Source organism: Thermosporothrix hazakensis, assembly GCF_003253565.1.
In the GTDB taxonomy this organism is placed as follows: domain Bacteria; phylum Chloroflexota; class Ktedonobacteria; order Ktedonobacterales; family Ktedonobacteraceae; genus Thermosporothrix; species Thermosporothrix hazakensis.
This window is the reverse complement of record NZ_QKUF01000002.1, coordinates 305661-332543: the sequence shown is the minus strand read 5'-3', so window position 1 is coordinate 332543 and position 26883 is coordinate 305661. Positions and strand designations below refer to the sequence as shown.

The window sequence follows — 26883 nt, the reverse complement described above, 5'->3', positions numbered from 1 at the left end:
GTTCTCAAGAAGCCTACCGTGCCACCGGCAAACGTCCGACTGCTATTGACTTGCACAAAGAACTCAATGCCCTGAAAAAGACGGACTATCCCTGGATGTATGAGGTGTCCAAGTGCGCCATGCAAGAGGCACTGAGAGACCTGGAGAAAGCATATAAAAACTTCTTCCGCAGAGTCGAACTGAAGAAACAAGGCAAGTGGAAAGGCAAGCTCGGCTTTCCCACCTTCAAGAAGAAAAGCAAAGGCATCGGCTCATTCCGCTTGACTGGCTCCATCAAAGTCTTGAGAGATGCCGTGCAATTGCCGCGTTTGGGCCGCATGCGCTTGCATGAGCATGATTTCATTCCAACGACTGCCAGGATACTTTCTGCTACCGTCTCAGAAGAAGCTGGACGTTGGTTTGTCAGTATCCAGGTAGAGGAAGAACAGGAACAGCTCACTCCTCCAGCAACAACGGCTATCGGGGTAGACCTGGGTATCAAGACGCTTGCCACGCTCTCTGATGGTGTCACGTTTGAAAATCCACGTGCCTTAAAGCACGCTCAGAAGAGATTGAGACACTTAGAGCGGCAAAAGTCACGGCGGAAGTTGGGCAGTAAGAACCGCAAGAAGACCTGCCGCAAACTGGCAAAGCAGCACGCCCGCATTGCACGTATCCGCAAGGATGCCGCCCACAAACTCACCACCTCCCTCTGCAAAAACCACGCATTGGTAGCGATTGAGGACTTGCATGTTGCGGGGATGCTGAACAATCACAAGCTCGCCCAAGCCGTCAGTGACAGCAACTTTGGCGAGATACGGCGGCAACTGGAATACAAAGCTGTCTGGCACGGCGTTCATCTGGTAAAGATTGATCGCTTCTATCCATCAAGCAAGAGGTGTTCTGCTTGTGGCTGGCAAGATGACGAGCAAACACTTGCAGATCGTCTCTTCACTTGCCATGAATGCGGACTCGTCCTTGATCGTGATCTGAATGCCGCCATCAACATCTTGCAAGAAGCACTGAGAACTACCGGCAGTTCGTCGGGAAGTCACGCCTATGGAGTGGGAAGCTCTGGCTTGTTGGAATGCCAACAAGCGAAACTTCCCACGTTGAAGTAGGAACCAACCAGCATTTAGGCTCTGTCCTAAATGTCTAAGTATTGGAGAACGGACTATGGAAAGTCAGGACATCGAGCGATATTTCATAGCATTAGGCGAAGAACTTGAACGAAGCCCGCTTCAGGAGCCGGTGCGGGTACTGGTTGTGGGTGGCGGCTATATGCTGCTGATCGTCAAGAATCGAAAATCGACCGAGGATGTCGATGTTGTTTTGATGGATCTTCCAGATACGACGAACCCGACACCCGAGGCGAAAGCATTTAAGGCGGCTGTACGTGCGGTCGCAGGTCGGTTCAAGCTCAAGCGACGCTGGTTGAATGATGATGTGGCCTACTTTATTCGTGATATGGCGCCTGATCCTCAGGCAACGCTCTGGCGCAAGTATGGCAAGCTGCATATCTATCTGCCAGCAAAAGAGTATATTCTGGCGCTCAAGCTGATGGTCTTTCGGCAGAAAGATATGAGCGATGTGGAGGCGCTGCTACAGGAACTCGATGTGACAACCCGTGAGCAGGCACAGGCTATTGTGGATCGCTTTGTGCCGGACCCACGCTGGCAGGAAGAGTATCTGCTTGAAGAGACGCTGGACACTCTGTTCGATTAGGGCAGGATGCGGGGTTGCTTTCGCTTTTTGTCTGTCTCATGTTACAATTTGAAGGGGAGAGGGCAGTGAAGCTGATGCGCTGATAGGAAAGGCGCTGCACTATCTTGAACAGCAGAAATGGGAAAAGGTGGATATTCCATGCAAACATGTGAAAAATTGCAGACAATGAGCGTTTCATATCAGGAGATGTGCGCGGGTGAGGATCCCTGGATTCCGCTTGGCAACTTTATGAACGATTTCTTCGGGAACTTTCCAGACCAGCGTGAAGAGCTGGTAGAAGAGCCGATACGCCTGCCCGAAGAGCCTTCCGAGGAGCATTTGCGCTGGGCCACGTTCTGTGCTGCGTCCGTTGAGTACCTCTGTCAGAAGTATGGGCTGCCCTGCCCGGCGTGGGTGTATGATCCGGTCTATCAGTTGTCTGAACCGTGGTATTATTCGCTTGGTGCGCATAAGCCAAAGGTGCGTGAGCGCCTGATGCGGACAACACCAGAGCCGTTTGTGCGCCGAAACATCTATTGTGGTGATCGGATGTTTGTGAACAAGTATGAACTGGCACAGGCAAGGCGATCGGCATAGGTTGTCCCCCTTTCGGTACAATTTGGCTTGCTCATTTGACAACGATGGCAAAGAGTGGTATAGTCATGTATAACAAGACAGTCATCAGTCAGTACATGCGAAAGGAACTTTCTTCTTGATGGAGAAGAGAAGGGCAAATCATTCCTTACCTAAAATGCGACATAATAGCCTTCTTGGGCTTGGGCTCCTCCTTACATGCGTCGCCCACAGCCCTGTGATTTGCTCGTAAGTTCCTGAGATAAGAAAATCGCAGAGATGAAAAAGAAGCCGTGGGCGACAGTTGGTCCCACGGCTTTCTTGATGTGTTGTAGCCGTGGAGATCTCCTTCCACGGCTTGTTCTGTTTTTACTCCCTGTTTTGGTTCAGTTGCAAAAAGGAGATAGGACGAGTTATGAGTAATATGGTCAAGAAGTTTGCACAGGCTCAAGGCGGCATGCAGAAGGGCAATATCACCAAGTATAAGCCGTATCCTCTGGTAGATTTGCCCGATCGCCAGTGGCCTTCACGCTCGATTGTATCTGCTCCGATCTGGTGTAGCGTGGATCTGCGCGACGGTAATCAGGCTCTACCAACGCCAATGGGTATCAAAGAGAAGCTGGAAATGTTCAAGCTGCTGGTCAACATTGGCTTTAAGGAGATCGAGGTAGGCTTTCCCTCGGCGTCGCAGATCGAATTTGACTTTATCCGTCGCCTGATTGATGAGAACTTGATTCCCGATGATGTGACCATTCAGGTCATCACGCAGGCCAGAGAAGAGCTGATTACACGCACCTTTGAGGCGATTCGAGGCGCGAAACGCGTGATCCTCCATCTGTACAACTCTACTTCTCCTGCACAGCGCCGCCTTGTGTTCGGTCTGGATAAGGCCGGAATTACCGGAATTGCAACGCGTGGTACCCGGATCGTCAAAGATCTCGTTGCAACCGTTCCTGAGACCGAGATTATTTATCAGTATTCCCCTGAAAGCTTTGTCCTGACCGAGCTTGATTACGCGCTCGAAATCTGTGAGGCCGTCATGGATGTCTGGCAGCCGACGCCGGACAAGAAGATGATTCTGAACCTGCCCGAAACCGTTCAGATCTCCACGCCGAACGTCTATGCCGACCAGATTGAGTGGTTCCTGCGCAACATGAAGAATCGGGAATCGGTCATTATGAGCGTGCATACACACAATGATCGGGGCACTGGTGTTGCTTCGTCCGAGTTGAGCTTGATGGCCGGCGCAGAGCGCGTTGAGGGCACCCTGTTCGGCAACGGCGAACGTACCGGTAACGTTGATATCGTAACGCTTGCGCTGAATATGTATATGCAGGGTGTTGATCCGAAACTGGACTTCAGCAATATTAAAGAGGTCGCAGAGGTCTACAAACGCTGCACTCGTATGGACATTCATGACCGTCACCCGTACGCTGGTTCGCTGGTCTTCACCGCTTTCTCTGGCTCGCATCAGGACGCGATTAATAAGGGTATGGCGGCGCTTGATCCGACACCGGGAGCGCTCTGGGAGGTGCCGTATCTGCCGATTGACCCGAAAGATATTGGCTGTTCCTACGAGGCGATTATTCGTATTAACTCGCAGTCGGGTAAGGGCGGCGTGGCCTACATCATGGAGTCGGAATACGGCTTCCAGTTGCCGAAAGAGATGCGCATTGAGTTTGGTAAGGCGATCAATGCCATTGCCGATGAGCGCGGTGAAGAGCTGCAACCGCAGGAGATCTACCAGGCTTTCGAGCGCGAGTATTTGCAGCGTACCTCGCCCTTCAAGCTGGAAGGCTTCCACTCTGAGGAGATCACCGATGGAGCCGGTAACACCACTGTTGAGTGTATCGCTCGTATCTCGGTGGATGGGAATGATCGCGAGATTCGCGGCCAGGGCAATGGTCCTATCGATGCGTTCGTGCGAGCAATCAATGAAGCGAAGCTTGCAGACTTCAAGCTCGTTTCCTATTCCGAACATTCACTGGATGAAGGTGCGGAGGCTCGAGCCGTCGCCTATATCCAGATTCAGATGGGCGATGGTCGCAACTGCTTTGGCGCGGCAATCGGCACCGATATCAAGGTCGCGTCTATCAATGCGGTTCTGAGCGCTATCAACCGCTCGCAAGCATAGGCAAACAGACGAGTGCAGCAGGGGAGCGGTGTTCAAGGGGGAAGGCTGCTCCTTTGTTGCTCGCTTCTGTGGGATGATCTTTAATGAATGTATTGCAGGAAATCCTTCGGGCAGAACAACGAATACGTCCGCACATCTATGAAACACCACTGCTCTATTCTCAGCCGTTAAGCAAGCTGACGGGCGGGCACGTGTTGTTGAAGCTGGAAAATCTCCAATATACCGGCTCGTTCAAGGTGCGGGGCGCGCTGAACGCGTTGCTCTCTCTGAATGAGGAACAGCGTTTGCAGGGAGTCGTGACGGCCTCTTCAGGCAATCATGGGTGTGCTGTCGCGTATGGCATGCAGAAGCTTGGAATGCAGGGCATAATCTTCGTGCCGGAAGGTGCTTCTCCGGTGAAAGTCGCGGCTATTCAGAGCTATGGGGCGCGCGTGCAAACATGGGGCACTGATTCAGTGGAGACGGAACAGTATGCTCGCTCCTATGCTGAAACGCATGCTATGCTCTATATCCCTCCTTATAACGACCTTCGTGTGATTGGCGGTCAGGGGACGATCGCGGTCGAGATATGCAGACAGGTTGAGAGGGTTGATGCGGCTTATGTAGCTGTGGGAGGCGGTGGACTGATCAGCGGGCTTGCAACGTACCTCAAGGCGGTGTTCCCCCATGCGCAGGTGATCGGGTGCTTGCCTGAGAACTCCGCGGTTATGGCAAAGTCAGTTGAGGCCCAGCGCATTCTGGATATTCCCTCGCTGCCAACGCTCTCGGACGGCACGGCTGGCGGTATCGAGCCAGATGCCATTACGTTTCCGCTCTGTCAGCAACTTGTCGATGACTACGTGTTGGTGAGCGAAGCTGAGATTCGGCAGGCCATGAGACAGCATATTGAGCAGCATCATATGCTGATTGAGGGCGCGGCTGGTGTGGCGCTGGCAGCGCTGCTGAAGCAGCCTACCCGTTTTCAGGCGAAAACGACGGTTGTAGTGCTTTGTGGTGCCAATATCAGCCTGGAGACGCTTCGTTCTGTGTTGTAGAGGCTTGTTACCGGAGCGTTCTGCTGGTATACTGGGAATGATTTCAACTACAACTATCAGCGCGATTACTACTTTGAGGACCTTCATGCAACGGATGCTACTCATTTTCTCTGCTTGCTAGCCAGAGATGGCAGCGTAATAGGGTAAGTATCAACCTGCTGAATGGGTGCAGGCTTCTTTTGTTCTGTTCGCTGCACTCTGGTATTCTCTTCCCCTTTTTCAATCCCGCTTTTCTGAAAAGTGCTGAGGAGCATTCTATGCATTTTATCCAGACCAGTCAATTTGAAGAGGCGGCTCGTCAAAAAGTTGATGAAGCTGCCTGGTGTTACCTTGAGAGTGGCTGCGGAACCGAGCAGACGCTTCGCGCAAATATCAAGATCTTTGAGCAGTACTGGATACGTCCACGCGTCTTTGTACCGATGCAGGCTCCTGACCTGAACACGACAGTGCTTGGCAGCCCGGTCAGTATGCCGATTCTGGCCGCACCAATTGGCTTTCAGCGCTGGTTTCATCCTGAGGGCGAGCGGGCATCAGCTCAGGGAACCGGCCAGGCGCAGACGCTCTATGTTGCCAGTTCCAGCGCAACGACTCGCCTGGAAGATATCGCGACGGCGGCAACCGGTCCGCTGTGGTTTCAACTGTACCTTTTTGAGGAGCGCGACGTCTCGGCGGAGCTTGTGCAGCGGGCCGAGGCGGCTGGCTATCGGGCGATTGTGGTGACGGTAGACACTCCCTGGTATGGCCGAAAAGAGCGTTTCGCACGCGGCAATTATAGCATGCCCGGCACGTTGCTGAAGGCCAATCTGGACGAGCATGCAAGTGGCATGGTTGGCAGTCAATACGGGTGGGAGGTGATTGACTGGCTTCGCTCCCTGACGCGGCTCCCCATCCTGCTCAAAGGGGTGTTGACTGCCGAAGATGCCAGAAAAGCGCTCGCGCACGGTGTGGATGGCATCATTGTTTCCACACATGGTGGCAGGCAGCTAGACGCTGCTCTTCCTTCGTTGCTGGCATTGCCTGAAGTGGTTGAGGCTGTGAATGGGCAGATAGAGGTCTACTTTGATAGCGGTATTCGGACCGGCACGGATGTCTTCAAGGCGCTGGCTCTGGGTGCTCGCGCTGTCTTTGTGGGCAGGCCACTGATCTGGGGACTGGCGGTAAATGGAGCACAGGGGGTAGCAGATGTATTCGCAATTCTACGCGAAGAGCTAGAGTATGCAATGATGCTCTCCGGCTGTCCTGCTGTTTCTTGCATTGACCGTTCGTTACTTCGCGAGGCGCATATCCTGTAGATAAACGTCCCGACTTGACGGAAGATTCATCTTATATGTCTATAGGTGCTTATCCTTCAAGAAGGGACCTTCCTACATCTATATAGAGTAAATACAGCTTTCTCGCTCTGACGGGCCGCGTGGTGTGGTGAGCAACTGGAGGCTGGACTATCAGCTCTATGGATAAGAAAGGTGCGCATATGCCGTTTGTGGCAACGCGTCATGAGTGGTGTCGGCGCGCCCTCATGGCCGATACGCCTCGCGGTTATCATCTGGCCGAACTGAGCATAAAAGCAACCCGATTGGTTTCTATCAGAGCCCGTGTTGCCCGATCCATACTCGTGAGGCCGATCGAAAGTCCATCATTTGAAACTGATAGAGATAACAGGACAGAAAATGTCCTCTATCCGTGATAGAGTGATGGTAGTGGATCAGTTATGAGACAGAAACAAGAAAGCAGGAGCAAAAAATGAAGGTAGTACATCTTTTTGTCTATCCTACGCTGGCGGATTGGGAATACGGCTATGCAGTCGCGGGGCTCAACACCTTTTCGGGCGGACGCTATCAGGTGAAAACGGTAGGAATGAGCAGGGAACCGGTGGTCTCGCTTGGCGGAGTGACGATCGTGCCCGATATGACCCTTGCAGAGCTGACGCCTGAAGAGAGCTCTATGCTCATTCTCCCCGGTGGTGAGGGATGGGAAACGGGCATGTATGGCGATGCGCTGGAGATGGCACAACGCTTTCTGGCGGCTGGAGTGCCTGTTGCGGCGATCTGTGGCGCGACTGCCGGGCTGGCTTCCGTTGGCCTGCTGAACGAGCGGAAGCATACAAGCAACGCGCCCGAGTTTGTGAAAATTGGTGCGTATCGTGGGGAGGCGCTCTATCAGGCAGAGCGGGCGGTTGCTGATGGCAAGCTGATTACGGCGGGAGGCGTCTCACCTCTGGAATTTGCCCGCGAGATTTTCCAGATGCTCGAACTATTCTCTGAAGACGCGCTGGAAGCGTGGTACATGCTCTATAAAACAGGTGAGTCGCGCTATTTTATCGCGTTACAGCAGGCCATGCAAGCCTGAGTATCCGCTTATCACAGCCATGCTTTTCTTTTGTGGAGAGCATGGCTTTTTTCTTGACTTCTTATTCCAGAATAGTGTATAGTATATACCAGAGAAAGGCAGGAGGTTACTGATGGCCCGACAGAAAGAATTCAATCCAGTGCAGGTTGTGGAAAAAGCGATGTACCTGTTCTGGGAAAAAGGGTACGAAGGGGCTTCAGTAGAGGATCTGGTTCAGTGTACCGGGTTAGGACGTGGTAGCCTGTATGCCACCTTTGGTGACAAGCGCTCGCTCTATCTTGCGGCCCTTGACCACTATGAGCAGCAGAACAGGGAACGCAGGAAGATCTTTCGAGAGAAAACAGGCCCTCTGCTCGAGATGCTGAAGGCGTTTTTTCAGGAGAGCATCGCGGAAGCGCTCGAAGCCGATACGCACCGTGGTTGTTTGATGGTCAATACGGCGCTGGAAGTGGCTCCACATGATCCAGAGATTGCCGGTAAGGTCAAAAGCGCCTTCAGAGAGGTAGAAGAGCTCTTCTATTATATGCTGATACAGGCACAGGCCTCAGGTGAACTCTCGTGGGAGGCGGACCCGCATCAACTGGCTCGTTTTCTGCTCAATACCCATCTGGGCATTCGGACCCTTGCGCGTGCCAATCCAGATCGGAAGATGCTTCAGGAGATTGCTACAACGGCACTTTCCCTCTTTCACTGATAGTCATTCCCTTTTTTTCTGCAAAAATTCTGTAACGATCATTCAAAATAGAGAAGGAGAGAGTAACAATGGAAAAGCGTACACTTGGTCGCTCAGGACTGGAAGTTGTCCCGTTTATGCTAGGGGGGAATGTGTTTGGCTGGACCGCCGATGAGAAGGAGTCATTCGCGGTGCTTGATGCCTACGTTGAGGCAGGCGGCAACTTTATTGATACCGCCGATGTGTACTCGAACTGGGTGCCCGGCAACATGGGCGGCGAATCTGAAACGATTCTCGGAAAGTGGCTGAAGGCGCGTGGCAACCGCGATGCTTTGATTATCGCGACAAAGGTGGGTTGGGCACACAAGGATCCGAAGAAGAAAGGACTGTCGCGTGCCTACATTCAGCAGGCAGTTGAGGAGTCGCTACGCCGCTTGCAGACGGACTATATTGACCTCTATCAGTCTCATGTGGACGATCAGGAGACGCCGTTTGAGGAGACACTTTCAACCTATGCCGACCTGATTCAGCAGGGAAAGGTGCGCGTGATAGGCGCCTCCAACCATAGCGCTGAACGGCTGGCGCAGGCGCTTCGGGTGAGCCAGGAAAGCAACCTGCCACGCTACGAGACATTGCAGCCAGAATACAACCTGGTTGATCGTGCGGGCTATGAAAGCGGGCTGATGCAGCTTGCAGTCGAACAGCAGATCGGGGTGGTTCCATACCATTCGCTCGCGAACGGCTTCCTGAGCGGTAAATATCGCTCACCGGAGGATCTGCGGGTGTCCAAACGTGGTCCGCTGGTGGAAAAGTATCTGAACGAGCGGAATTTCCGTATTCTGGAGGCACTCGATCAGGTGGCGACTCAGTATCAGGCGACCCCTGCCCAGGTGGCGCTTGCGTGGCTGCTCTCGCGTCCGGGTGTGGTGGCTCCGATTGCCAGCGCAACCAGCGTCACCCAGTTGCAAGACCTGTTGAAAGCCACAGAACTGAAACTCGATGCGGCTGCGCTTGAGACGCTCAATCAGGCGAGCGCGTTCTAAGCTGGAGTAGTCTGAGACCATCGGCGGCACTTCTTTCCGGCGCCCGTTATGCGTGAATGTGTAACGGGCGTTTTTTTTATTGTCCTGTTCAGACTATCCAAAAAAGCAGACGACCAGAAAGAAACGTCTGTTTCCTGCTGGTCGTTATGTGTTTGACGGGTTTAGTAGCGTCTTTCTCTGCGGGGACCGTTGTTGTAGCGGCGCTCACCGTAGCCACCCTGAGTGTTGCGGCTTCGTGCCTCGCTCACCGTGATGCGACGACCCTCAAACTCTGTCCCGTTCAGATTCTGGATGGCCTCATATGCTTCCTGGTCGTTTGCCATTTCCACAAAGCCAAAGCCACGGCTGCGCCCGGTATCTCGATCAGTGACCACTTGAGCGCTGTCTACCTGCCCCATTCGCTCAAATAGCGATGACAAATTCTGGCTGTCTGTCTGATACGAGAGGTTCCCGACATAAATCTTCATTGTACAGTCTTTCCTTTCAGAACAACATTCTTTCTGTGCATCGACAGCGGGTTGAGACTCCATATTCTCTCAAAAAGGCCCGCGACGAAGAATGTTGCCTTCTTCAAGGATACCCCAGAAAACGTCATTTGTCAATGAGACAATATCTCAATAAGGTTCTGCTTCTCGGGAAAACCTGCTTCCAGAGAAGGAGCGAAGTCGTTTGCTGGACTATCAGGCGGGTGAGAGCAGAGGGAATGCTTTGAGCGAGATGCGTTCTCGAACCGGTGCAGGCCTCTTCAGTGTGATCTCAGGCGCGTCATCTCTGATAACTGTGCCACAAAACCCGATGACTGTCTTTATTAGAGAAAACACCTGATGCCTTGATCTTATTCCCATTTTTTTGACTTCTCTTTAGCTGTTTGCTCTTTGGTAGAGAACGCTATATTTGAACTAATAGCAGAGCGTCCCGCGTTTCCTTTTTGTCCGGCCGTATTTATTGACAGATGCAATTCTTTCGTGTACGTTCTCGATAGAGTGTGTTTTTCGTTTCAGTAATGAAAGCAGAGGTACATAATGGATACAATGGAGAAGTACGCCCGATACGTCAATACGAGTTTCGTCAAGCGTGTTGAGCCTATTGTTGTTGAGCGGGCTTCCGGAGCGGAGATTGTTGCTGCTGATGGGAGGCACTATGTTGATTGCTTTGCCGGGATTGCGGTCGTCAATGCCGGGCATGTGCACCCACGGGTGGCTGAAGCGGCGAAAGGGCAGATAGAGAAGCTGATCCATGCGGCCTCCTATGTCTATTATGTCCCTGCGGTGGCTGATCTGGCGGAGTTGCTGGCTCATATCACGCCGGGAGCCCTGACGAAAACCTTCTTTTGCAATTCTGGTGCGGAAGCCGTGGAGGGTGCGCTGCGGCTGGCGAAGATCGTAACACGTAAACGTGAGGTGATCGCGCTTCAGCAGTCGTTTCATGGGCGCACCTATGGCGCGCTGTCGGTGACGGGAAACCAGACGCGCAAGACGCGAGGAGGCCCGTATATGCCCGGTGTGGCCTTTGCGCCTGCACCCTATTGTTATCGTTGTCCTTTGAACCTGAAGCCTGACGCCTGCGGTCTGGCCTGCGCCAACGCGGTCGAGGACGTGATTCGCTACCAGACGAGCGGTGATGTCGCGGCGTTCATCGTTGAACCGGTTCTGGGCGAAGGTGGGCTGATCCCGCTTCCAGAGGGCTATCTTCAGCGCGTGCAGGAGATCATCCGTCACCATAATATTTTGCTGCTGGTGGATGAGGTGCAAACCGGCTTTGGGCGGACCGGCAAGATGTTTGGGGTTGAGCATCATCCGGGCGTGGATCCCGACATTATGATGATGGCCAAAGGGATCGCTGATGGCTTCCCGCTCGGGGCCTTTATCGCGCCTGACGCCATCGCTGATAGCTTCCATCCGGGCGAGCATCTGAGCACCTTTGGAGGAAATCCGGTGTCCTGTGCTGCGGCGCAAGCAAACATTGAGGTGTTGCGGGATGAGGGGTTGATAGAGCGCTCGGCAACGCTCGGCGCGTATGCTTTGCAGGAACTCCACAAGCTTCAGGAGCGCTATGCCTTGATCGGCGATGTGCGCGGGCAAGGGCTGATGATCGGGGTTGAGCTGGTGCGTGATCGCAAGACGAAGGAGCCAGCGACCCGGGAGGCAACACTGATTCGGGAGATGTGTCTTGAGGGTGGTGTTCTGATCGGGACGGGTGGCCAGGATGGCAATGTATTGCGCATTCAGCCACCGCTGGTGATCGGGCAGGAACAGCTTGCACACGCGCTCTCTGTGCTCGATCAGGCCTTCGCAAAATGCAGATAGTGCAACAACGGGACGGCTCCTGTGAGCCGTCCTTGCGCGTTGAGAGGGTGAAATGGGTCAACCAACCGAGAAAGATTACCAGATGATGGGGAAGGCGCTGGCCGAGGCGCGTCAGGCTATCGAACATGGGAAAGCGGGCACGGCGGCGCTGCTGCTCTGGCGCGACCGGATCCTTGCGCTCGGGCATAACGAGTATGAAGAGACCGGTGATATGACGGCGCACGCTGAAATAGTGGTCTTTCGGCAGGCCGCCCGACAGCTTGGGGCGATGAGCGCGGGGAGCTGGTCTTATACTGCACGCTCGAACCCTGCCTGATGTGCTTTGCTGCGCTTTCCTTTGTGGGAGGTGTCGTCTATGCGGCGCTCAATGAGGATGGGAAGGAAGAAATAGCGATCGCGCGCGGGATAACGCTTGAACAGTTGAATCCATTGTTAATCCGTGGGCCTGTAGAGCTGGTGCCGGGTGTGCGGCGTGAGGAGGGACGGGAGCTTCTGGCACTGATGGGCAAGCTGCTTTGAGAGCAATTCCAGTTTTTGTAGAGAAAAAAGCGGAAGAGGTGGAATGGCGGTCACGTTCTCCTCATCTCAGAATAGAGTTTCCAGTAATGTAATACTGTCGCTGCCGCTTATCCAGAAGTACCATTGCTCGCTGCTTATAGCAGTATTGATATATGAGATTATGCTACACTGAATATGACTTTTTCCTTTGGGTACAGGACGCGTCAGTAAAAAAGCGAGCAGATTTTTTCCTATCTTTCTATGGATGTTTCTACTATTTGGAGCAGTATTACGTTTCTGACATATTTCTGAAATACAATTTATACTGGATTGAAGAGAGATTATGAGTCGCGTTCATTCTATATAGACACTTGTAGAGTAGAGCGAATGGGTGCACGATGGAAAGCAGAGAGAGAAAGAAACAAAGCTTAAAGTGCTGGCTTTTTGTCTTTATATATCGTTTACCAGTTGAGGGGGAAAAGATGACAGAACCGATCTATTATTCAACACAGGTACAGCGTGTTCGACTGGCACTGGAAGATAGACAGCTCTCGCAGGCGCTGGCTTATCTTCAAAGTATCGTTCCCGATGATGAGCAGCGAAAGCGCGAGATCGCTTATCTCTATGGCTGGTATTATGTCCTGCTTCAGGATTGGGAAGCAGCGATCCAGGCGCTCTCTCCTTTTGTGCAGCAGAACCTGGCGCATCCAGGCCATGTTGACATAGAGGAGGTGCGTGAGATACACCTTGAGCGCGAAAAGATTGCTTATTTCTTGCTCTATCTGGGGATTGCGGCGCTGAACCTTTCGCTGTATAGTGATGCCTCCTATCACTTTGCTGGCTGTCTGTGCTTATTGCGTACGCGGCGTATCCCACTTCCTTCTGTGCGAATCAAGGCCCATTATCTCTGGGGGCTGGCCTCTGTGGGTTGTGGGCGACTTCAGCTTGCAATCGAGAAGTATACAAGGGCGCTTCAGCTTTGCCGTTTCTATCACGATCAGGAGGAAGTGCCCCATGTGCATTATGGACTCTGTCTGACCCACCAATTGCGCAAGGAGTATGAGGAGGCTTTGAAGCATGGTCAGGAGGCGCTTCAGCTCTATCGTGAGCGGGATGATAAGCAGCTAGAAGCCTGGTCGCTCTATCTGCTCGGGCGCACCTATCGTGAGCTGAAGCAGTATGAGCGGGCCACAGCAATGCTTGAGGAGGCTTTGCAACTGAACCAGGAGACAACCAATGCTCCCCTGATCACGTTAATGATCTGTTCCTCGCAGATCACCCTTTTCCTTTCTCTAGATGAGCTGGAACAGGCGTGGGCGAAGTGTCAGTATCTGTTGCCGCTTGTAGAGCGCTGGGAGAAGCGAAAAGAGTATATGCATCTCTGTGCACGTGCCTATCGAGCGATCGGCAAGACGCGATATAAGCAGGCGCTGCGTTCTTCAGAGAAAGGGGTCCGCATGATCTTCCTGAGAGCGGCTTCTGATCTGTACAAGCGGGCTGTTCACTGCCTGTCTCTGGTGCAAAGCGATGTAGATCTTGCGCTGTTGTATACCGAGTGGGCAGGCGTGCTGGAAGCGCAGGGCGAGCACGTGCAGGCAATTGATTGCTGGCGAGAGGCATACCAGGCGGCGCAGCGTGAGGAGTTTGCAAACACCAGTATGATTGTGCCTGTCTGATGTTGCCCGGTGATTCTGCCCTGAAAAGAGCGCATACAGCAAGTGCGAGTATACTCAAAAGAGAGTACGTGTTTGGCTGATATCGTATTGATAGGTGTCGAGTGTGCTCCTGTGGGGCTTGTTGGAGGCTCTTTGATGGCAACAATTGATATGATCGCGATGGGAATTTATCGTATCTCATCCTTTGTTCCCGTGTGGAATATCACCGTGAATCAGTTCCTGATCGCTGATGATGCGCCAACCCTGATCCATACCGGCATGTATCCCATGTATGACGATGTGCGGAAAGCAATCGCGCAGGTGCTTGATCCCGCCCGCTTGCGGTATGTCGTCGTGCTGCATTTCGAGAGTGACGAATGCGGCTGCATGGGACGCTTGCTTGAGGCTGCTCCTGATGCGGTGCTGGTCTGTAGTCGCACGGGCGCAGCGATCAACCTGTCACAGTGGGACTACAGTGGCCCGGTGCTTGGCGTGCAGGATGGCGACACACTGGATCTGGGCATGCATAGCCTGCGGTTTCTGGAAACGCCCCATGTGCATCACTGGGACTCGTTGATGCTCGTTGAGGAGACGACCGGGAGCCTGTTTCCTGCTGACCTGTTTGTGCAGCCCGGGGAGCAGCCCGCGATTGTGCGCGAAGATCTGGGCAAGCAGATGTGTGAGCTCTATCGGGAGATTGGCATTTTTGCTGCCAGTGAGCCGGTTTTGCGTGTACTTCAGCGTCTTGAGCGGCTTGGCTTGCAATGGGTTCATCCGATGCATGGCGGCAGTCTGGCGCGGGATCTCTGGCCGAAATATGCGCAGGCGTTGCGAACGGAGCCTTTCGCATTTGACGGAACGCTGCTCGGCAAGCGGTTGCCCGAATAGGGATCCAGAGGGAGGCGGGCTGACCGCTCCCTCTGGTGCTATGAAAAGGTAGGAAAGGCGGGATCAAGTGGGATCTGTTGTTCTGTATACACTGTGCCGGTTCGATCCACATAGTACGTATGTCCATCGACGCCTCGAACCTGCCAGATGGAATCAATCGCGGACCCGCCACCTCCCGACCAGTTTTTTTCTCCCTGCGTCATGGCCTGGTGAGCCGCCCGGACATGTCTCTGAGCGTAAAGGTGTTGCGCGACCTGTTCCGCTTCAGGGCAGGAAATGGATGCGTGGCATAAAACGTCTGATTCGCCACAGCAGCAAACTCAGAGGCGCGGAGCCGCTTTGCCTCTGTGTCATACAGGAAGGTGAACAGTGGCATCTGTCGTTCGTTCAGCACCGGGATAACCCGGTACGTGGCGAATTTGCCCGTTTGCTGATAGGGCTTCACCTGCACCGGCGTTCCGAACTGAAGTGCCTGCCCGATCTTTCTGCGGCGCTGCGATACATAGGCGTGCTCTGTGCTACTGCCAGCACATCAGCGGGTGCTTTGGAACGGAGCGTTGCCCGGGGGGGCTCCCATCCCTGATACAGAAAGCGACTGCTGAACGCAAAACGTTCAAAGAAAGTCACAGCGTCTTCTTTTGAGAATCTGAAATTCTCTGCTCCTTTCTTGATTGTTGCGAGTTTGTGAGTATGGCAAACCCTCCCGTGGCGCTTCCCTGCTACCTCTCCCCCGGAAGCCGTTGGTTAGTTCAGCGCGGGCCTGGACGACGCCAGAGAACAGCCTTGCAGAAAAAGAGATTGATGTGTTTCTCTATGATAGAACAGCATTCTATGCTTGCAAGGATACTCAAGCGTATACGCATCTATTCACTCTGATGAGATCAGTATATCGTATATGCGCATCAAATGGAAGAGATGCGCGAAAAATCACTGAAAAGCAGCAGAAAAGTACCGGGATATAAGGCGGCGGAGGAATGGCCTGTTCTGGCAGGTTTTGTGAAGGCATATTGGCTCTTTACAGGAGGAGTTATACTCGAATACGATAGAACTGTGCGTACCTATTTTGGAGTATTGACTGAGAACAGTGAGAAAAGAGAAGAGCGTATGTCTGAGAAACGCCTGATCAGGACCATGTGTCCGATGAACTGTTTGCCCACCCAGTGCGGCATGCGCGTTGAGGTAGAGGGGAATCAGCTTCTCTCTGTGAAGGGAGACGAACAGCACCCGGAAAGCCGAGGCTTTTTGTGCATTCGGGGGCGCGCGACTCGTGAGATCCCCCATAATCCCGCTCGCCTGCTGACTCCGATTCGTCGCAAGAGACGCGGTGAAGACGCCTGGGAGCCCTGTTCGTGGGATGACGCCTATACCATGATTGTTGAAGCAATTGAGCGAACACAGCGCGATCGCGTCGGTCTCTGGCGCGGACATGGGGTCGGCTCGACGGGGATAAACACCCCGCTTATAACCCGTTTTGGCTCTCTTGGCGGCTTTCAGCACTGGGTCTCTGCTATTGTTTGTTGGGCGCTTGGTGGCTATGGCCTGGGCCTGACGGGCGTGCTTAAGACTAACACCAAAGTGGATATGGCGGCCCATTCACGCATGGTCTTTTTCTGGGGGGCGACGCTTGCCAGCCAGCCCGGGACCTCTCCTTATCTGGTCGCAGCTCGCAAGCGCGGCGCGTATGTAGTACATATCGATACGCGGCGAACGGAGGCCTCGCGCCATGCTGATGAGGTTGTCTTGATCCGCCCGGGGACTGATGCGGCACTGGCCCTGGCGATGGCACATGTGATCGTTGAGGAAGGACTGACCGATCAGGCGTTTGTGCAGGAATACACGCTCGGGTTCGCGGAGTTTGCCGACCATCTGCGACAGTATACACCGGAGTGGGGCGCTCGACAGACTGGCATCGACCCCGAGCAGATTCGCCATCTGGCACGTCTCTACGCCACCCGGACGCCTGCTATGATTGTGCTTGGCGGAAGCTCGATGTACAAGCACCAACATGGCTGGGAGGCCAGTCGAGCCATTGCCTGCCTGCCAGCACTGACCGGACAACTGGGGATAGCCGGTGGTGGTCTGGGGCCGAGACATGGGGCGACCGCTCAGGCCAACGGGCTCGCGGATGTGACGGCTGATGTGGTGCGGCCTCAGGGCTCCTACATCCCGAGTCATATGGCCTCGATTACCGAGGCGCTGACCTCTGGTTCCCTTGATGTGCTGCTGCTGCTCGGAGCGAACTTCCTGTCCGGTTTTGCCGATAGTAACACAGTTGAACGAGGGCTTGAGAAGGTCGGGCTGATCGTCTCCTATGACATCTTTATGAATGAGACGATTCGGCGCGTGGCTGATCTCGTGTTGCCCGGCACGATCTGGCTTGAAGAACTGGGGCTGAAGCAAACCGCCACACATCTCTATCTGATGGAACCGGCGCTCCAGCCCGTCGGTGAGGTTCGTCCGTTAAGCAGGGTGCTGCGCGAGCTTGCGGAGCGGCTGGACATTCCCGACGTCTTCCCCTGGCAGGACGATGAAGCATATATCAATGCGCTCCTGAGCACACAGAAGCTTCCTTCAGGCGAGGCCCTGACGGTTGCCGAACTGAGGAAGCAGGGCGGATACTGGCAGAAAACCGCCCTTTCAGAGGTTGCCTATCCTGATCGACGCTTCGATACGCCCTCAAAGAAGGTCGAGTTCTGGAGCGAGCGCGCATTACAGGCTGGTCTGTCGCCACTGCCTTCCTTCACCCCGGCTGTTGAGGAGGAGGCCACGCGCTATCCGTTGCGCTTCTGTCAGGGACGGACGCTCACGGCGTTCCATTCCTTCTACGATGAGGGGAAGGTGCTTCCCACGCTGGCGAAGGCGAATCCTGAGCCGGAGATCTGGTTGCATCCAAATGACGCCCGCCCTCGTAAAATTGAGACAGGGAACCGGGTGCTGATCTCGAACGGACATGGCCACTTTGAGGCAAAAGCCCTTGTGACCGAGGGAATTTTGCAGGGTGTTGTCTGGATGCGTGATGGTTGGTCTGGCGTGAATCGAGTCACCAGCGGACAACAGACTGTGCCGCTTGTGGCCAACGATATCATTGCCGATATTCCTGGCGGGCAGGCGACCTATGATGCCTGGGTTGATCTTCAGAATGTCTGAAGATGAGAAGAGATGCGCCCATACTTGAACCGCATCTCTTCCTTAGCAAAGAGGGATGTCGTATTTCTCCTGCTGAATGATAGTTGCTGCAAAGGAGGGATGCACGGAAGACCGAAGGAACCGTGCATCTCTTGTGTGTAATAGGTGGAGTAAACCGGGTTACTATTGCTCTGCTTATATTGTATATCTGAAGTAAATGGATAAGATCTGGATGCTGTATGATTATAAAATATACCTGTATATGGATAGGTACATTTTATGGTTGATCGCGGGTTTATAATATAAAAAGAGTTAACGGGTGAAAAGCTCAAAGATGCATTGAAGCGCACGAGTGGAAGCAAAAAAGATCGGCGTCATTCAACGGCAGAACTGCGCCGAGGGTAAGCGGTTGTTGTTTTGTGGGGCCTGGTGGTTGAGGGAGGAGAAGAAGCAATGCTGAGATCACTACAAGAGTATCCCCATTATTTCAGGTCATCAAGTAAAGCGTTTCTGGACGCTGATGGATCGGGTAGTCAGGCTCATCGAGTGGAAGAATGGCTGCTCTCGCTGCTTGTCGAGCCAGCCTTTCAGGTTGCCGAGCGCACAGGTCTGTTTTCCCGATTGCGTCTTCCCTTTGAGAGCGTAGACGAACTGATAGAGCAGTCCCATTTCGACCCCCGTTGTACCCGTTGTATTTTGCAGGTCTTGCTTGCGGCTGGCGTGCTTGAGCTCCGTGACGGGCGTTACATCCAGCGTATGCATTCCGTTCCCGACGTGTTTCATCAAATAGCGCTGGCCTTGCAGACCTTACAGCAGAGCATTGAGGATGGCCTGTTCGCGGCTGTGTCCGAAGATGGGGCGCTGCCTGCTCATGCCTCAGAAACGCTCATCTGGCTCGGGATTGCCCGACGCGAGGATGAGCGGCTTGTGCTGACCGAGGCCGGGCGGCGCTATTTTGTGCCCAATCAGGAATGTTACCTCGGGCAATACGTGTGTTCCATGCGAAAAGTGTTACTCCATATTATTACAAGACTTGAGTCTCTGCTGAAGACCGGGCAAACGGAGACGAGTCAGAAGCCCGAGGTGCTCAAGTCGCTCGTCAGCCTGCTTTATCCGCTGCATCAGGAAGAGGCTCAGCAGGTTGCCGATACGCTGTTCAAGCGGGGCGAGGTGAAGCGTGTCCTTGATCTGGGCACCGGTTCAGGCGTCTGGAGTATCGCGCTGGCCCGCAAGAAGCGGGATATTCGCGTTGATGCGCTTGACGTTCCGGCAGTCCTGGAGAGCACACGCGCCTTTGCGAAGCGCTGTAAGGTGCTATCGCAGTTTCGCTTTACAGACGGCGATCTGCTTCAGACCGAGACGTGGGGTGAACCGCCTTATGATGTTATCTACCTGGGCTACGTCTGTAATGGTTGTAGCGCGGCAGACAATCAGCGCATTCTTACGGCATGTGCTCAATATCTGCGTCCGGGTGGTCATCTGGTGCTGGCTGACTACTGCGCCGATCAGATGGGGACGCTACTGCCCGCGCTGCATGCGCTGTTTCAGGCAACGCTGGCCCGGGAAGGCGGAATCTATGCGGCGGAGACCTACAGCGGTTGGTGCCAGGAGGCGGGATTCTCGGAGCTGGAACAGCGCTCGGTTAGTGCGGGAGTGGCGCTGTTTCTGGCCCGTGCCGCGGCCTCGCAGGAGCATCAGGAAGCTGTGGCAGTTGGCGCGACCGTTGCCGAGTAAGCTACTGGCGTTGGGATGGTCAAGAGTTCGTAGAGGAGCAATGCCTGCATGGAGAATGGAACGATCGCACGATTGGGTGAGCATGTGTGTATACCGCCAGCTCAGATGACTGATATTGCTTTTGCCTTCGCTCAAAGTGACCCGCTCTGGATCGCGGTCAAGCTCGATCTCTTTACCTGGGTTGCTCGTGGCGTGGATACCCCGGCCCGCCTGGCGTTCCTGGTGCCCCTTTCGGAAGCCGCACTCAGCCGCCTGTTCGGAGCGCTCTGTGCGCTTCGCTTTCTGCGTTGTACAGCCAGCGGCTACGCGCTAACGCCGATCAGTGAGCGGTATCTTGTGGCTGATCGGAGCCACTACCTGGGCGACCTGATGCTTGAGCTTCGATGCAAGGTGCGGCTCTGGGAGTCAGACGGCGCGCTCTCTCTCTGCTCTCTGGAAAAGCTACTGCTCGAAACCCCTTTGTCCGATCTGGCGCTTGATCCGCTATTCCTGTTGATGTATCCCGTCGCACGATGTATCATGGATCGTCTGGGTGTGGGCCGCAGCAGGCACGCGCAGCGGATTGCAGATCTGGGTTCTGGTGTTGGAGCGATTGCCGCGCTGGAACTGGACGCGCAGGCGCATGGAGTCGCGTTTGATTTCGCGGAGGCGCTTTTTCAGGCTCAGCGCTCCGCACAGGAGTATGGTGTGAGTGAACGCCTGGAATGCTGTGCGACCGATCTGGCTGCCCTTGAGTTGCCCGGCGAGGCTTTTGATCTTATTTTTGCCGGACATCTTGCCCGCATGCCTGAGGGAGCACAGGCGCTGATCTGGCAGTGTTATCAGGCGCTCAAGCCAGGTGCCTGCATGGTTGTGCTGGAGAGCTACCGGGAAGCGGTGCAGGATCTCTTCGCAGTCAGCCAGCCGTCCTGTACGTCACAAAGGCTCTATCAGTGGTTGAAAGAAGCGGGATTCCGCGTCGAGATCTGGACTGATATCACTGCTGAGGCTGTCCTGATTGCGACTCGTCCCGCATGGGTGGCGCATTGAGTGTTGATAAGGTCAAAACCTCTTCCCGGGTATGACTCAGGAAGAGGTTGCCTTCTGAAATGGACCAGTTAGCAGAGAGAAGCCGCAGCGTGAGTGAGAGAAAGGAATAGGGAAGCAAGCAGATGACCTGGATCTTTGCTTCGTAGCGTGCAGGAGAACACAACCGAAAAAATAGACTCCGCCCGGTGCCTCCCGACTTCTATTAAAATTATAGCATGCTTCAGAAAAGAAATATATCGATCTTTGACAGATAGGCGGAAAAGAGATCCTCTTCTGGTGAAATAAGCGAGGCAATATTCATGAAATAGTGGAATATGCATGCCCTGAAAGAAGGAAAAGCGAGGGCGGGACCGCTTTCAACACTTGACCTGGCTGTTTTACAGGTGATATAAAAGAAAAAACCGCTTGCTTCGTCGCGCAGAAGATTTTGTGTGTCGGCAAGAGCGTATTGTGCATTCGTCACTTGCAGTGAAGCAGACAGGAGGTCAGGATGATCGAAAAGCTCCGATGGGGCATTCTGGGAACAGGTTCAATTGCCGGGAAGTTCGCTCGTGGTGTCACCCATTCTCGAACCGGGACATTATATGCGGTTGGGAGCCGCACACAGGAAGCAGCCGAGCGCTTTGGCGAGCAGTGGTCTATTTCACATCGATATGGCAGTTATGAGGCGCTGTTACAGGACAAGGATGTTCAGGCTATTTATATCGCAACGCCTCACCCCTTTCATGCTCGTTGGGCTATCCAGGCCGCTGAGGCCGGGAAGCATGTGCTCTGTGAGAAGCCGCTAGCGCTTAATCATGCGGAAGCTATGGCGATCGTGGAGGCGGCACAGCGCAACAATGTCTTTCTGATGGAAGCCTACATGTATCGCTGTCACCCGCAGATTGATACATTGCTCTCTTTGATTCGAGATGGAGCAATTGGCGAGGTGAAGCTGATTCAGGCATCCTTCAGCTTCCAGACCTCTCCCAATCCCGAGAGCCGCCTGATGAACAACGCGCTCGGTGGTGGTGGCATTCTCGATGTTGGTGGTTATCCCGTCTCGATGGCTCGCCTGATTGCCGGGGTAGCGAATGGCAAGCCCTTTGAGGACCCGCTGTCCGTCGTGGCGACTGGCGTTGTTGGCGAGACGGGCATTGATGAGTATACCACCGCTTCTCTGGCCTTTCCAGGGGGGATTCTGGCGCAACTGACCACCGGAGTGCGCCTGCGAACCGAGAACGTGGTGCGCGTCATGGGAAGCAAGGGCTCACTGTTGTTGCCCGATCCCTGGACGCCGCCCGATGCGCAGAATACAAAGATCATTCTTTATCAATATGGGAAGGAGCAGCCGGAGGAGATCGAGGTTGAGTGTACCGAGTATCTCTATGGGCTTGAAGCCGATACGGTCGCGAACTCGCTTGAGCAGCGGGAGGCGGCGGCGATGTCCTGGCGTGACTCGCTTGGCAATATGCGGACGCTGGATCTCTGGCGGCAGGCCATCGGTGTTGTCTACGAGGCCGAGAAGCCAGAGGGAAAAACGCTGACCGTCAGTGGTCGTCCGCTTGCTGTGCGTCCCGGGAGCAAGATGAAGTATGGCACGCTGCCGGGCGTCGAGAAGCAGGTGGCGCGGCTGGTGATGGGCGTTGACAACCAGACTGAGTGGCCGCATGCTTCCGTCATGTTTGATGACTACTTTGAGCGTGGCGGCAACTGCTTTGATACGGCCTTTATCTACGGTGGTGGCCGCTGTGAAACGGTGCTCGGTCAGTGGATCAAGAACCGGGGCGTTCGCGAGCAGGTGGTGATTCTGGGCAAGGGAGCGCACACGCCGTTCTGTACGCCGGAGTGGCTGACGAAGCAGCTTCTGATCAGTCTTGAGCGCCTGCAAACCGACTATCTCGACATCTACATGTTGCATCGTGATAACCCCGAGATTCCGGTCAGCGAGTTTATCACGGTGCTGAACGAGCACAAGCAGGCCGGACGCATTCGTGCGTTTGGCGCCTCCAACTGGTCGCTTGCGCGTGTTGAAGAGGCGAACCGTTGGGCTGCCGAGCATGGCCTGTCCGGTTTTGTGGCGGTCAGCAACAACTTCAGCCTTGCTCGTATGGTTGATCCGGTCTGGGCGGGCTGTATCGCGGCTTCCGACTCACAATCCCGGGCCTGGTTAGAAGAGCGGCAAATGGCCCTGATGCCCTGGTCAAGCCAGGCGCGTGGCTTCTTCACCGGTCGGGCGCGTCCCGACGATCACTCTGATCCTGAGCTGGTGCGCTGCTGGTACAGCGAGGACAATTTCCAGCGCCTGGAGCGGGTGAACCAGATGGCCCGCGAGAAGCAGGTGCTGCCGATCTCGATCGCGCTGGCCTACGTGCTCTCGCAGCCGTTCCCGACCTTCCCGCTGATCGGGCCACGGGCGCTTGAGGAGACCCGAACCTCGTTTGAGGCGCTTGAGATCGAGCTGACGCCGGATGAAGTGCGCTGGCTGAATCTGGAAAGAGATCACCTCTAAGCAAGCGGGAAGCACGGCGCTGCCGCGATGGTTGGCACGTGATCGTCAATGATGTGCCGCCGAAGCTGAACGAAGAACAAGAGTGCAGGGAAGGCTGTTCTAGCAGCCCTCCCTGGCTTTTTGTATTCCTTTATATATATAGTATAGAAAGAACAAGGTGATCAGACCTCGATATCCGCGACCGAGTTGAGAATCCAGGTCGGGCGATAGGGGAAGCGCTCTACCTGTTCACGGGAGGTAACGCCAGTCAGCACCAGGATGGTACGCAGGCCGCTTTCGATGCCGGCCACAATATCGGTGCTCATGGTGTCGCCGATCATTACCGACTCCTCAGAGTGAGCGTTCAGGGTGCGCAAGGCCATGCGCATCATCAGCGGATTTGGTTTCCCGATAAAATAGGGCTTGGTGCCAGTTGCCGCGTTGATGAGCGCGGCCAATGCGCCGGTTGCCGGGACGATCCCGCCTTCGCCGGGGCCCATGACGTCCGGGTTTGTCGCGATCAATCGGGCGCCAGCATTGACAAAGCGAATTGCCCGCGAAATGCGCTCGAAGCTGTAAGTAGTGGTTTCACCGATCACAACATATTCTGGATCTTGATCGGTCAGAATATAGCCGATATCGTGAAGAGCGGTTGTCAGGCCAGATTCACCGATAACATAGGCGCGCCCGCCCGGATGCTGTGAATGCAGAAATTGCGCGGTCGCCAGCGCTGACGTGAAGATGGCGTTGGGTGGCACTTCGAGGCCCATATAGTGCAAGCGCATCTGCAAGTCACGTGGGGTGTATAGAGAGTTATTGGTGAAGATCAGAAAAGGAACTTCTTTTTCACGTAGTTTGTGTATAAATTCCGCGGCACCGGGGATGAGCGTTGCGCCGCGAACAATGACCCCATCCATATCGATCAGGTAGTTTTTGATGTTATCCAATGACATCACTCCTTCCGGGAAACCGGCCCCTCACCGTAGTGTTTGTGCAAAGAAGCACTGAATCAGTGTAGCGTAAAGGCGCGTGTCATGTCAATGCAAGGGCGTCTTCTGCCCGTTGCTGCTGGCATGTACTCGCGATCGAGTGTCGCCTGCAGAAGAGTTTGAAGCGTCCCTGTGCTAAAAGAGAGATCAAGCTAGAGAAGCGTTTTGCCTGTTCTCTCGAAGCGGGATGCAACTATTCTGTGTTATGTTCTCCTCAATAGAGGAGGCGAGGGCAGGAGTGGGGCCTGCTCCCGCCTCTTTCGCTGTGGAGATGGACGGATGGTTGTCTTGCTAGCCCTCTGTCTGGATGCCGGTAAACGCCGTGATGAGCCCGAGCAGAATATAGATGGCACCGACGACGTAGCGCTGTGAGGAGAGAAAGCCCTTGCTCTCCTTCAGTTTGCCGCTCAACAGGCCTGCCAGCGAGGCATAGATGTTGTCACAGCTAAACGAGAGCGCCACAAAGAGGCTGCCGAAGAAGAGCATCTGCAAAATGATCGAGCCCCGAGCCGGGTTGACGAACTGAGGCAGGAAGGCCAGAAAGAAGAGTGCCGACTTCGGATTCAGAATTTCCACAACGAGCCCTTGTAGGAAGGCTCGCGATCTTTTGACCGGTTGAATGCTCTGCTGTTCTACTTTCCCGCGCTTGATCAGCGTGCTGAGGCCGAGGAAGAGCAGGTAGGCCGCTCCCAGATATTTGACCAGTGAGAAGGCCAGGCTTGAGGAGACCAACAACGCCGAGAGACCGAAAGTGGCGGCAAGCACCTGCACGATATCACCCAGAGCAATGCCGAGCGCCGAGATTTGCCCGATCTGTCTTCCCTGGGCGGCGCTCCGTGTAACGATGTAGAGCATCGCAGGCCCGGGAATCAGGAGCAGCGTCATTGCAGAGGTCAGAAAGAGAAGTAAGGTTGTGATGTCTGGCATTTCGGTCCTCCTGAATAGCGTTTTTGAATATTTTTTATTCTCTCTACTATGCTGGTTTTTTATGCATGTGTAAGCTGCAAGCCTGGATGCAAGACTTGCTTTGCTTTAAGACAGGATTTTCAGGCCATAAGAGAGCACCGGGGAAAGAGGGGCGCTCTTTGCCCGATGCTCTTGTGTGATACTGTCCGCAAACGGCTTGCTTTAGTGCTGTTGCGGGTTCAGCAGTTCGTAGAAAGCAACGTCCTCACCAGCGTCTTGAACTATCCCGACAAAGCGCATGCCGAGCTTCTCCGCGATCCGCCGGGATGCCGTGTTTGCCGGAACGATGGTCGCGACGATGCGCGGCAGGTTGCACCGCGTGAAGCCATAGTCGAGAACGGCTCTGGCGGCTTCTGTGGCGTACCCCTTGCCCCAATGTGGTTGGGAGAAGGCGTAAATAATCTCGACATGGTTCTGATGCTCGTGTGGATAGACCAGCCCGCAGAAGCCGACGAACTGTCTCTCGGCCCGGGTTTCCACCGCAAAGCAACCGAACCGGTGATCCTGATAGTTCCATTGAGATTTCTCAATCCAGGTAGTGACTTGCTCTGCTGTCAGCGTACTGCCATCGCCCATAAAGCGCATGGCAAGCGGGTCGCTGCACAGGGCATGCATCTCCTGAAAGTCGTCATCTCGCAGATAGCGAACGCGTAGCCGCTCCGTTTCGGCAATCATCATCCCTGCTCAATCCTTTCAACATCGCTGTGCTCTCTCATGGGAAGCATTGCCAGTGTACCATAGCACTGCAATGCAACTTGCTTTTTACTTGATCTCGCTTGCTCTTCTGCCGGTATTCTACTCTACTGCATGCCCAAACGAGGGCGTCAAAAATCACCACAGAGAGCCCCTTCTCTGCGGTTGAGAGAGCGCCGCACCCGAGTTACCAGGAGCGGTCCGCGTCGCTTTCCTCTGGTTGGCCGTGAATTTTGCGATACAGGGCAACGGTTGTTTGTTGCTCCTTAATCGTACCCAGAGAGATATTTGTGGTTGTGTACACAGATCCGGGGAGCCGCCGCAACGCCGTGATCAGGTGGCGCAGATCGCGGGCGGAACCCGTCTGCACCTTGAGCCAGTACGTGGCTTCGCCATCCACCTCGTGGCATTCGAGGATACGCGGATCCGAGCGCACAAACTGCTCAAAGATCAGATCCTCATCGGGCGTCGATTGCATATTGACGCGAATAAAGGCAGTGAGACCGAGGCCCATTTTCTCGGCAGACAGATGCGCCGAATATTTCTGGATGATGCCATCCCGCTCCAGGCGCTGGACACGCGCATAGACAGATGGCCCGGTCATGCCGATCTCCTTGCCGATAGCCGCATGCGAGAGGCGACCATCCTCATTCAGCAGTTCCAGGATCTTGAGATCAATATCATCTAACGTGGTCATACCACACCATCAGAAACCGCAGGCTGCTTCCTACGACTGGTAGTATTGTAGCACCTTCTCTTCAATAAATCAATAGCTCTCTCTGCTATTTGCCTATGAATCGTTGATAAGGTGAGCAGTATTCCCTTCATTTCCGGGCATATGTTGAGAAGAAAGGGGAGAATACGCCTGGCTGGCTGTTGTGTAGCGGCGATAGGAAGAGAGGCACAGGTTGATAGCCTGGTATGAAAATGGTGATCTGCTGAAAGAAACGAATTGCAAGGAGTGCATTGATATCGGTCTCTCTTCTTCTGAAAAAGGGCATACAGGGAGTGCTTCATATGACGAGGACGGTTTCGGGAGGCCC

The 26883-nt window shown here is 54.3% G+C and carries 27 protein-coding genes; 20 read left to right on the top strand and 7 right to left on the bottom strand.

Annotated elements, in window-relative coordinates:
* From EI42_RS06700 to EI42_RS06660, 10 genes are all read left to right on the top strand, one after another.
* Nucleotides 1-1100 (top strand): RNA-guided endonuclease InsQ/TnpB family protein (locus EI42_RS06700; protein ID WP_111320132.1); only part of this gene is annotated, 1100 nt, incomplete at its 5' end.
* A gap of 55 nt (nucleotides 1101-1155) precedes the next feature.
* Nucleotides 1156-1704, top strand: a complete 549-nt coding sequence (locus EI42_RS06695) for a DUF6036 family nucleotidyltransferase (protein ID WP_111320130.1) — start codon at nucleotides 1156-1158, stop codon at nucleotides 1702-1704.
* A 138-nt stretch (nucleotides 1705-1842) separates the two neighbouring features.
* A complete protein-coding gene (locus EI42_RS06690; RefSeq protein ID WP_111320128.1) occupies nucleotides 1843-2280 on the top strand; it encodes a hypothetical protein in 438 nt (145 codons plus the stop codon).
* 433 nt (nucleotides 2281-2713) lie between these two features.
* Nucleotides 2714-4390 carry a 2-isopropylmalate synthase gene (leuA, locus tag EI42_RS06685; RefSeq protein WP_111320156.1) on the top strand — a complete coding sequence of 559 codons (1677 nt, stop codon included), beginning with the start codon at nucleotides 2714-2716 and terminating at the stop codon, nucleotides 4388-4390.
* Nucleotides 4391-4473: 83 nt separating this feature from the next.
* Complete coding sequence (locus tag EI42_RS06680; RefSeq protein WP_111320126.1) at nucleotides 4474-5424, top strand: threonine/serine dehydratase; 951 nt, start codon at nucleotides 4474-4476, stop codon at nucleotides 5422-5424.
* Between the two features lie 257 nt (nucleotides 5425-5681).
* Entirely contained in the window at nucleotides 5682-6716 is a 1035-nt protein-coding gene (locus tag EI42_RS06675) for an alpha-hydroxy acid oxidase (protein WP_111320124.1), read from the top strand.
* Between the two features lie 158 nt (nucleotides 6717-6874).
* Nucleotides 6875-7108, top strand: coding sequence for a hypothetical protein (locus EI42_RS31870; RefSeq protein WP_137686036.1), 234 nt, complete (start codon nucleotides 6875-6877; stop codon nucleotides 7106-7108).
* Nucleotides 7109-7164: 56 nt separating this feature from the next.
* Complete coding sequence (locus tag EI42_RS06670) at nucleotides 7165-7770, top strand: type 1 glutamine amidotransferase family protein (protein ID WP_111320122.1); 606 nt, start codon at nucleotides 7165-7167, stop codon at nucleotides 7768-7770.
* Between the two features lie 112 nt (nucleotides 7771-7882).
* Complete coding sequence (locus tag EI42_RS06665) at nucleotides 7883-8464, top strand: TetR/AcrR family transcriptional regulator (RefSeq protein ID WP_111320120.1); 582 nt, start codon at nucleotides 7883-7885, stop codon at nucleotides 8462-8464.
* Between the two features lie 68 nt (nucleotides 8465-8532).
* Nucleotides 8533-9486 carry an aldo/keto reductase gene (locus EI42_RS06660; protein ID WP_111320118.1) on the top strand — a complete coding sequence of 318 codons (954 nt, stop codon included), beginning with the start codon at nucleotides 8533-8535 and terminating at the stop codon, nucleotides 9484-9486.
* 161 nt (nucleotides 9487-9647) lie between these two features.
* Here EI42_RS06660 and EI42_RS06655 read toward each other — a convergent pair whose 3' ends face one another.
* Complete coding sequence (locus EI42_RS06655) at nucleotides 9648-9953, bottom strand: RNA-binding regulator (protein WP_111320116.1); 306 nt, start codon at nucleotides 9951-9953, stop codon at nucleotides 9648-9650.
* A 202-nt stretch (nucleotides 9954-10155) separates the two neighbouring features.
* On the opposite strand from EI42_RS06655, the gene EI42_RS32370 reads away from it, so the two are divergent.
* From EI42_RS32370 to EI42_RS06635, 6 genes are all read left to right on the top strand, one after another.
* Nucleotides 10156-10311: a hypothetical protein gene (locus EI42_RS32370; protein ID WP_170142416.1), complete on the top strand. Its 156-nt coding sequence runs from the start codon at nucleotides 10156-10158 to the stop codon at nucleotides 10309-10311.
* 197 nt (nucleotides 10312-10508) lie between these two features.
* On the top strand, nucleotides 10509-11792 hold the full coding sequence (locus tag EI42_RS06650) for an aspartate aminotransferase family protein (RefSeq protein ID WP_111320114.1): 1284 nt from the start codon (nucleotides 10509-10511) through the stop codon (nucleotides 11790-11792).
* Between the two features lie 52 nt (nucleotides 11793-11844).
* Nucleotides 11845-12108 carry a deaminase gene (locus EI42_RS33135; protein WP_211326058.1) on the top strand — a complete coding sequence of 88 codons (264 nt, stop codon included), beginning with the start codon at nucleotides 11845-11847 and terminating at the stop codon, nucleotides 12106-12108.
* On the top strand, nucleotides 12108-12311 hold the full coding sequence (locus tag EI42_RS33130; protein WP_211326057.1) for a hypothetical protein: 204 nt from the start codon (nucleotides 12108-12110) through the stop codon (nucleotides 12309-12311). Before EI42_RS33135 ends, EI42_RS33130 begins: the two co-directional genes overlap by 1 nt.
* Before the next feature lie 461 nt (nucleotides 12312-12772).
* Complete coding sequence (locus tag EI42_RS06640; RefSeq protein WP_170142415.1) at nucleotides 12773-13966, top strand: tetratricopeptide repeat protein; 1194 nt, start codon at nucleotides 12773-12775, stop codon at nucleotides 13964-13966.
* Between the two features lie 72 nt (nucleotides 13967-14038).
* Nucleotides 14039-14833: an FprA family A-type flavoprotein gene (locus EI42_RS06635; RefSeq protein ID WP_111320110.1), complete on the top strand. Its 795-nt coding sequence runs from the start codon at nucleotides 14039-14041 to the stop codon at nucleotides 14831-14833.
* A gap of 38 nt (nucleotides 14834-14871) precedes the next feature.
* Here EI42_RS06635 and EI42_RS32365 read toward each other — a convergent pair whose 3' ends face one another.
* Entirely contained in the window at nucleotides 14872-15036 is a 165-nt protein-coding gene (locus tag EI42_RS32365; RefSeq protein ID WP_170142414.1) for a hypothetical protein, read from the bottom strand.
* Nucleotides 15033-15284, bottom strand: a complete 252-nt coding sequence (locus tag EI42_RS06630) for a hypothetical protein (RefSeq protein WP_111320108.1) — start codon at nucleotides 15282-15284, stop codon at nucleotides 15033-15035. The genes EI42_RS32365 and EI42_RS06630 overlap by 4 nt, the downstream gene beginning before the upstream one ends.
* Nucleotides 15285-15937: 653 nt before the next feature.
* Here EI42_RS06630 and EI42_RS06625 point away from each other — a divergent pair.
* The 4 genes from EI42_RS06625 (at nucleotide 15938) to EI42_RS06610 (ending at nucleotide 23213) form a co-directional block, all read left to right on the top strand.
* A complete protein-coding gene (locus tag EI42_RS06625; protein WP_170142413.1) occupies nucleotides 15938-17980 on the top strand; it encodes a molybdopterin-containing oxidoreductase family protein in 2043 nt (680 codons plus the stop codon).
* Between the two features lie 432 nt (nucleotides 17981-18412).
* Nucleotides 18413-19693 carry a class I SAM-dependent methyltransferase gene (locus tag EI42_RS06620; RefSeq protein WP_111320104.1) on the top strand — a complete coding sequence of 427 codons (1281 nt, stop codon included), beginning with the start codon at nucleotides 18413-18415 and terminating at the stop codon, nucleotides 19691-19693.
* A gap of 48 nt (nucleotides 19694-19741) precedes the next feature.
* Nucleotides 19742-20722, top strand: a complete 981-nt coding sequence (locus tag EI42_RS06615) for a class I SAM-dependent methyltransferase (RefSeq protein ID WP_111320102.1) — start codon at nucleotides 19742-19744, stop codon at nucleotides 20720-20722.
* A gap of 490 nt (nucleotides 20723-21212) precedes the next feature.
* Nucleotides 21213-23213, top strand: a complete 2001-nt coding sequence (locus EI42_RS06610; RefSeq protein WP_111320100.1) for an aldo/keto reductase — start codon at nucleotides 21213-21215, stop codon at nucleotides 23211-23213.
* Between the two features lie 161 nt (nucleotides 23214-23374).
* Here the strand turns inward: EI42_RS06610 and EI42_RS06605 are convergent, their stop codons facing one another.
* The 4 genes from EI42_RS06605 to EI42_RS06590 form a co-directional block, all read right to left on the bottom strand.
* Nucleotides 23375-24145, bottom strand: coding sequence for an HAD-IIA family hydrolase (locus tag EI42_RS06605; protein WP_111320098.1), 771 nt, complete (start codon nucleotides 24143-24145; stop codon nucleotides 23375-23377).
* 327 nt (nucleotides 24146-24472) lie between these two features.
* Entirely contained in the window at nucleotides 24473-25108 is a 636-nt protein-coding gene (locus EI42_RS06600; RefSeq protein WP_111320096.1) for a LysE family translocator, read from the bottom strand.
* Between the two features lie 201 nt (nucleotides 25109-25309).
* Nucleotides 25310-25825, bottom strand: a complete 516-nt coding sequence (locus EI42_RS06595) for a GNAT family N-acetyltransferase (RefSeq protein WP_111320094.1) — start codon at nucleotides 25823-25825, stop codon at nucleotides 25310-25312.
* A 202-nt stretch (nucleotides 25826-26027) separates the two neighbouring features.
* Complete coding sequence (locus EI42_RS06590) at nucleotides 26028-26537, bottom strand: Lrp/AsnC family transcriptional regulator (RefSeq protein ID WP_111320092.1); 510 nt, start codon at nucleotides 26535-26537, stop codon at nucleotides 26028-26030.
* Between the last annotated feature and the right edge of the window lie 346 nt (nucleotides 26538-26883).

Excerpts from the sequence above, each read along its gene's own strand:
- EI42_RS06695 (WP_111320130.1), top strand. The coding sequence starts at position 1,156 with ATGGAAAGTCAGGACATCGAGCGATATTTCATAGCATTAGGCGAAGAA.
- EI42_RS06690 (WP_111320128.1), top strand. The coding sequence starts at position 1,843 with ATGCAAACATGTGAAAAATTGCAGACAATGAGCGTTTCATATCAGGAG.
- leuA (WP_111320156.1), top strand. The coding sequence starts at position 2,714 with ATGCAGAAGGGCAATATCACCAAGTATAAGCCGTATCCTCTGGTAGAT.
- EI42_RS06680 (WP_111320126.1), top strand. The coding sequence starts at position 4,474 with ATGAATGTATTGCAGGAAATCCTTCGGGCAGAACAACGAATACGTCCG.
- EI42_RS06675 (WP_111320124.1), top strand. The coding sequence starts at position 5,682 with ATGCATTTTATCCAGACCAGTCAATTTGAAGAGGCGGCTCGTCAAAAA.
- EI42_RS31870 (WP_137686036.1), top strand. The coding sequence starts at position 6,875 with ATGGATAAGAAAGGTGCGCATATGCCGTTTGTGGCAACGCGTCATGAG.
- EI42_RS06670 (WP_111320122.1), top strand. The coding sequence starts at position 7,165 with ATGAAGGTAGTACATCTTTTTGTCTATCCTACGCTGGCGGATTGGGAA.
- EI42_RS06665 (WP_111320120.1), top strand. The coding sequence starts at position 7,883 with ATGGCCCGACAGAAAGAATTCAATCCAGTGCAGGTTGTGGAAAAAGCG.
- EI42_RS06660 (WP_111320118.1), top strand. The coding sequence starts at position 8,533 with ATGGAAAAGCGTACACTTGGTCGCTCAGGACTGGAAGTTGTCCCGTTT.
- EI42_RS06655 (WP_111320116.1), bottom strand. The coding sequence starts at position 9,953 with ATGAAGATTTATGTCGGGAACCTCTCGTATCAGACAGACAGCCAGAAT.
- EI42_RS06650 (WP_111320114.1), top strand. The coding sequence starts at position 10,509 with ATGGATACAATGGAGAAGTACGCCCGATACGTCAATACGAGTTTCGTC.
- EI42_RS33135 (WP_211326058.1), top strand. The coding sequence starts at position 11,845 with ATGGGTCAACCAACCGAGAAAGATTACCAGATGATGGGGAAGGCGCTG.
- EI42_RS33130 (WP_211326057.1), top strand. The coding sequence starts at position 12,108 with ATGTGCTTTGCTGCGCTTTCCTTTGTGGGAGGTGTCGTCTATGCGGCG.
- EI42_RS06640 (WP_170142415.1), top strand. The coding sequence starts at position 12,773 with ATGACAGAACCGATCTATTATTCAACACAGGTACAGCGTGTTCGACTG.
- EI42_RS32365 (WP_170142414.1), bottom strand. The coding sequence starts at position 15,036 with ATGACGCAGGGAGAAAAAAACTGGTCGGGAGGTGGCGGGTCCGCGATT.
- EI42_RS06625 (WP_170142413.1), top strand. The coding sequence starts at position 15,938 with ATGTCTGAGAAACGCCTGATCAGGACCATGTGTCCGATGAACTGTTTG.
- EI42_RS06620 (WP_111320104.1), top strand. The coding sequence starts at position 18,413 with ATGCTGAGATCACTACAAGAGTATCCCCATTATTTCAGGTCATCAAGT.
- EI42_RS06615 (WP_111320102.1), top strand. The coding sequence starts at position 19,742 with ATGGAGAATGGAACGATCGCACGATTGGGTGAGCATGTGTGTATACCG.
- EI42_RS06610 (WP_111320100.1), top strand. The coding sequence starts at position 21,213 with ATGATCGAAAAGCTCCGATGGGGCATTCTGGGAACAGGTTCAATTGCC.
- EI42_RS06605 (WP_111320098.1), bottom strand. The coding sequence starts at position 24,145 with ATGTCATTGGATAACATCAAAAACTACCTGATCGATATGGATGGGGTC.
- EI42_RS06600 (WP_111320096.1), bottom strand. The coding sequence starts at position 25,108 with ATGCCAGACATCACAACCTTACTTCTCTTTCTGACCTCTGCAATGACG.
- EI42_RS06595 (WP_111320094.1), bottom strand. The coding sequence starts at position 25,825 with ATGATGATTGCCGAAACGGAGCGGCTACGCGTTCGCTATCTGCGAGAT.
- EI42_RS06590 (WP_111320092.1), bottom strand. The coding sequence starts at position 26,537 with ATGACCACGTTAGATGATATTGATCTCAAGATCCTGGAACTGCTGAAT.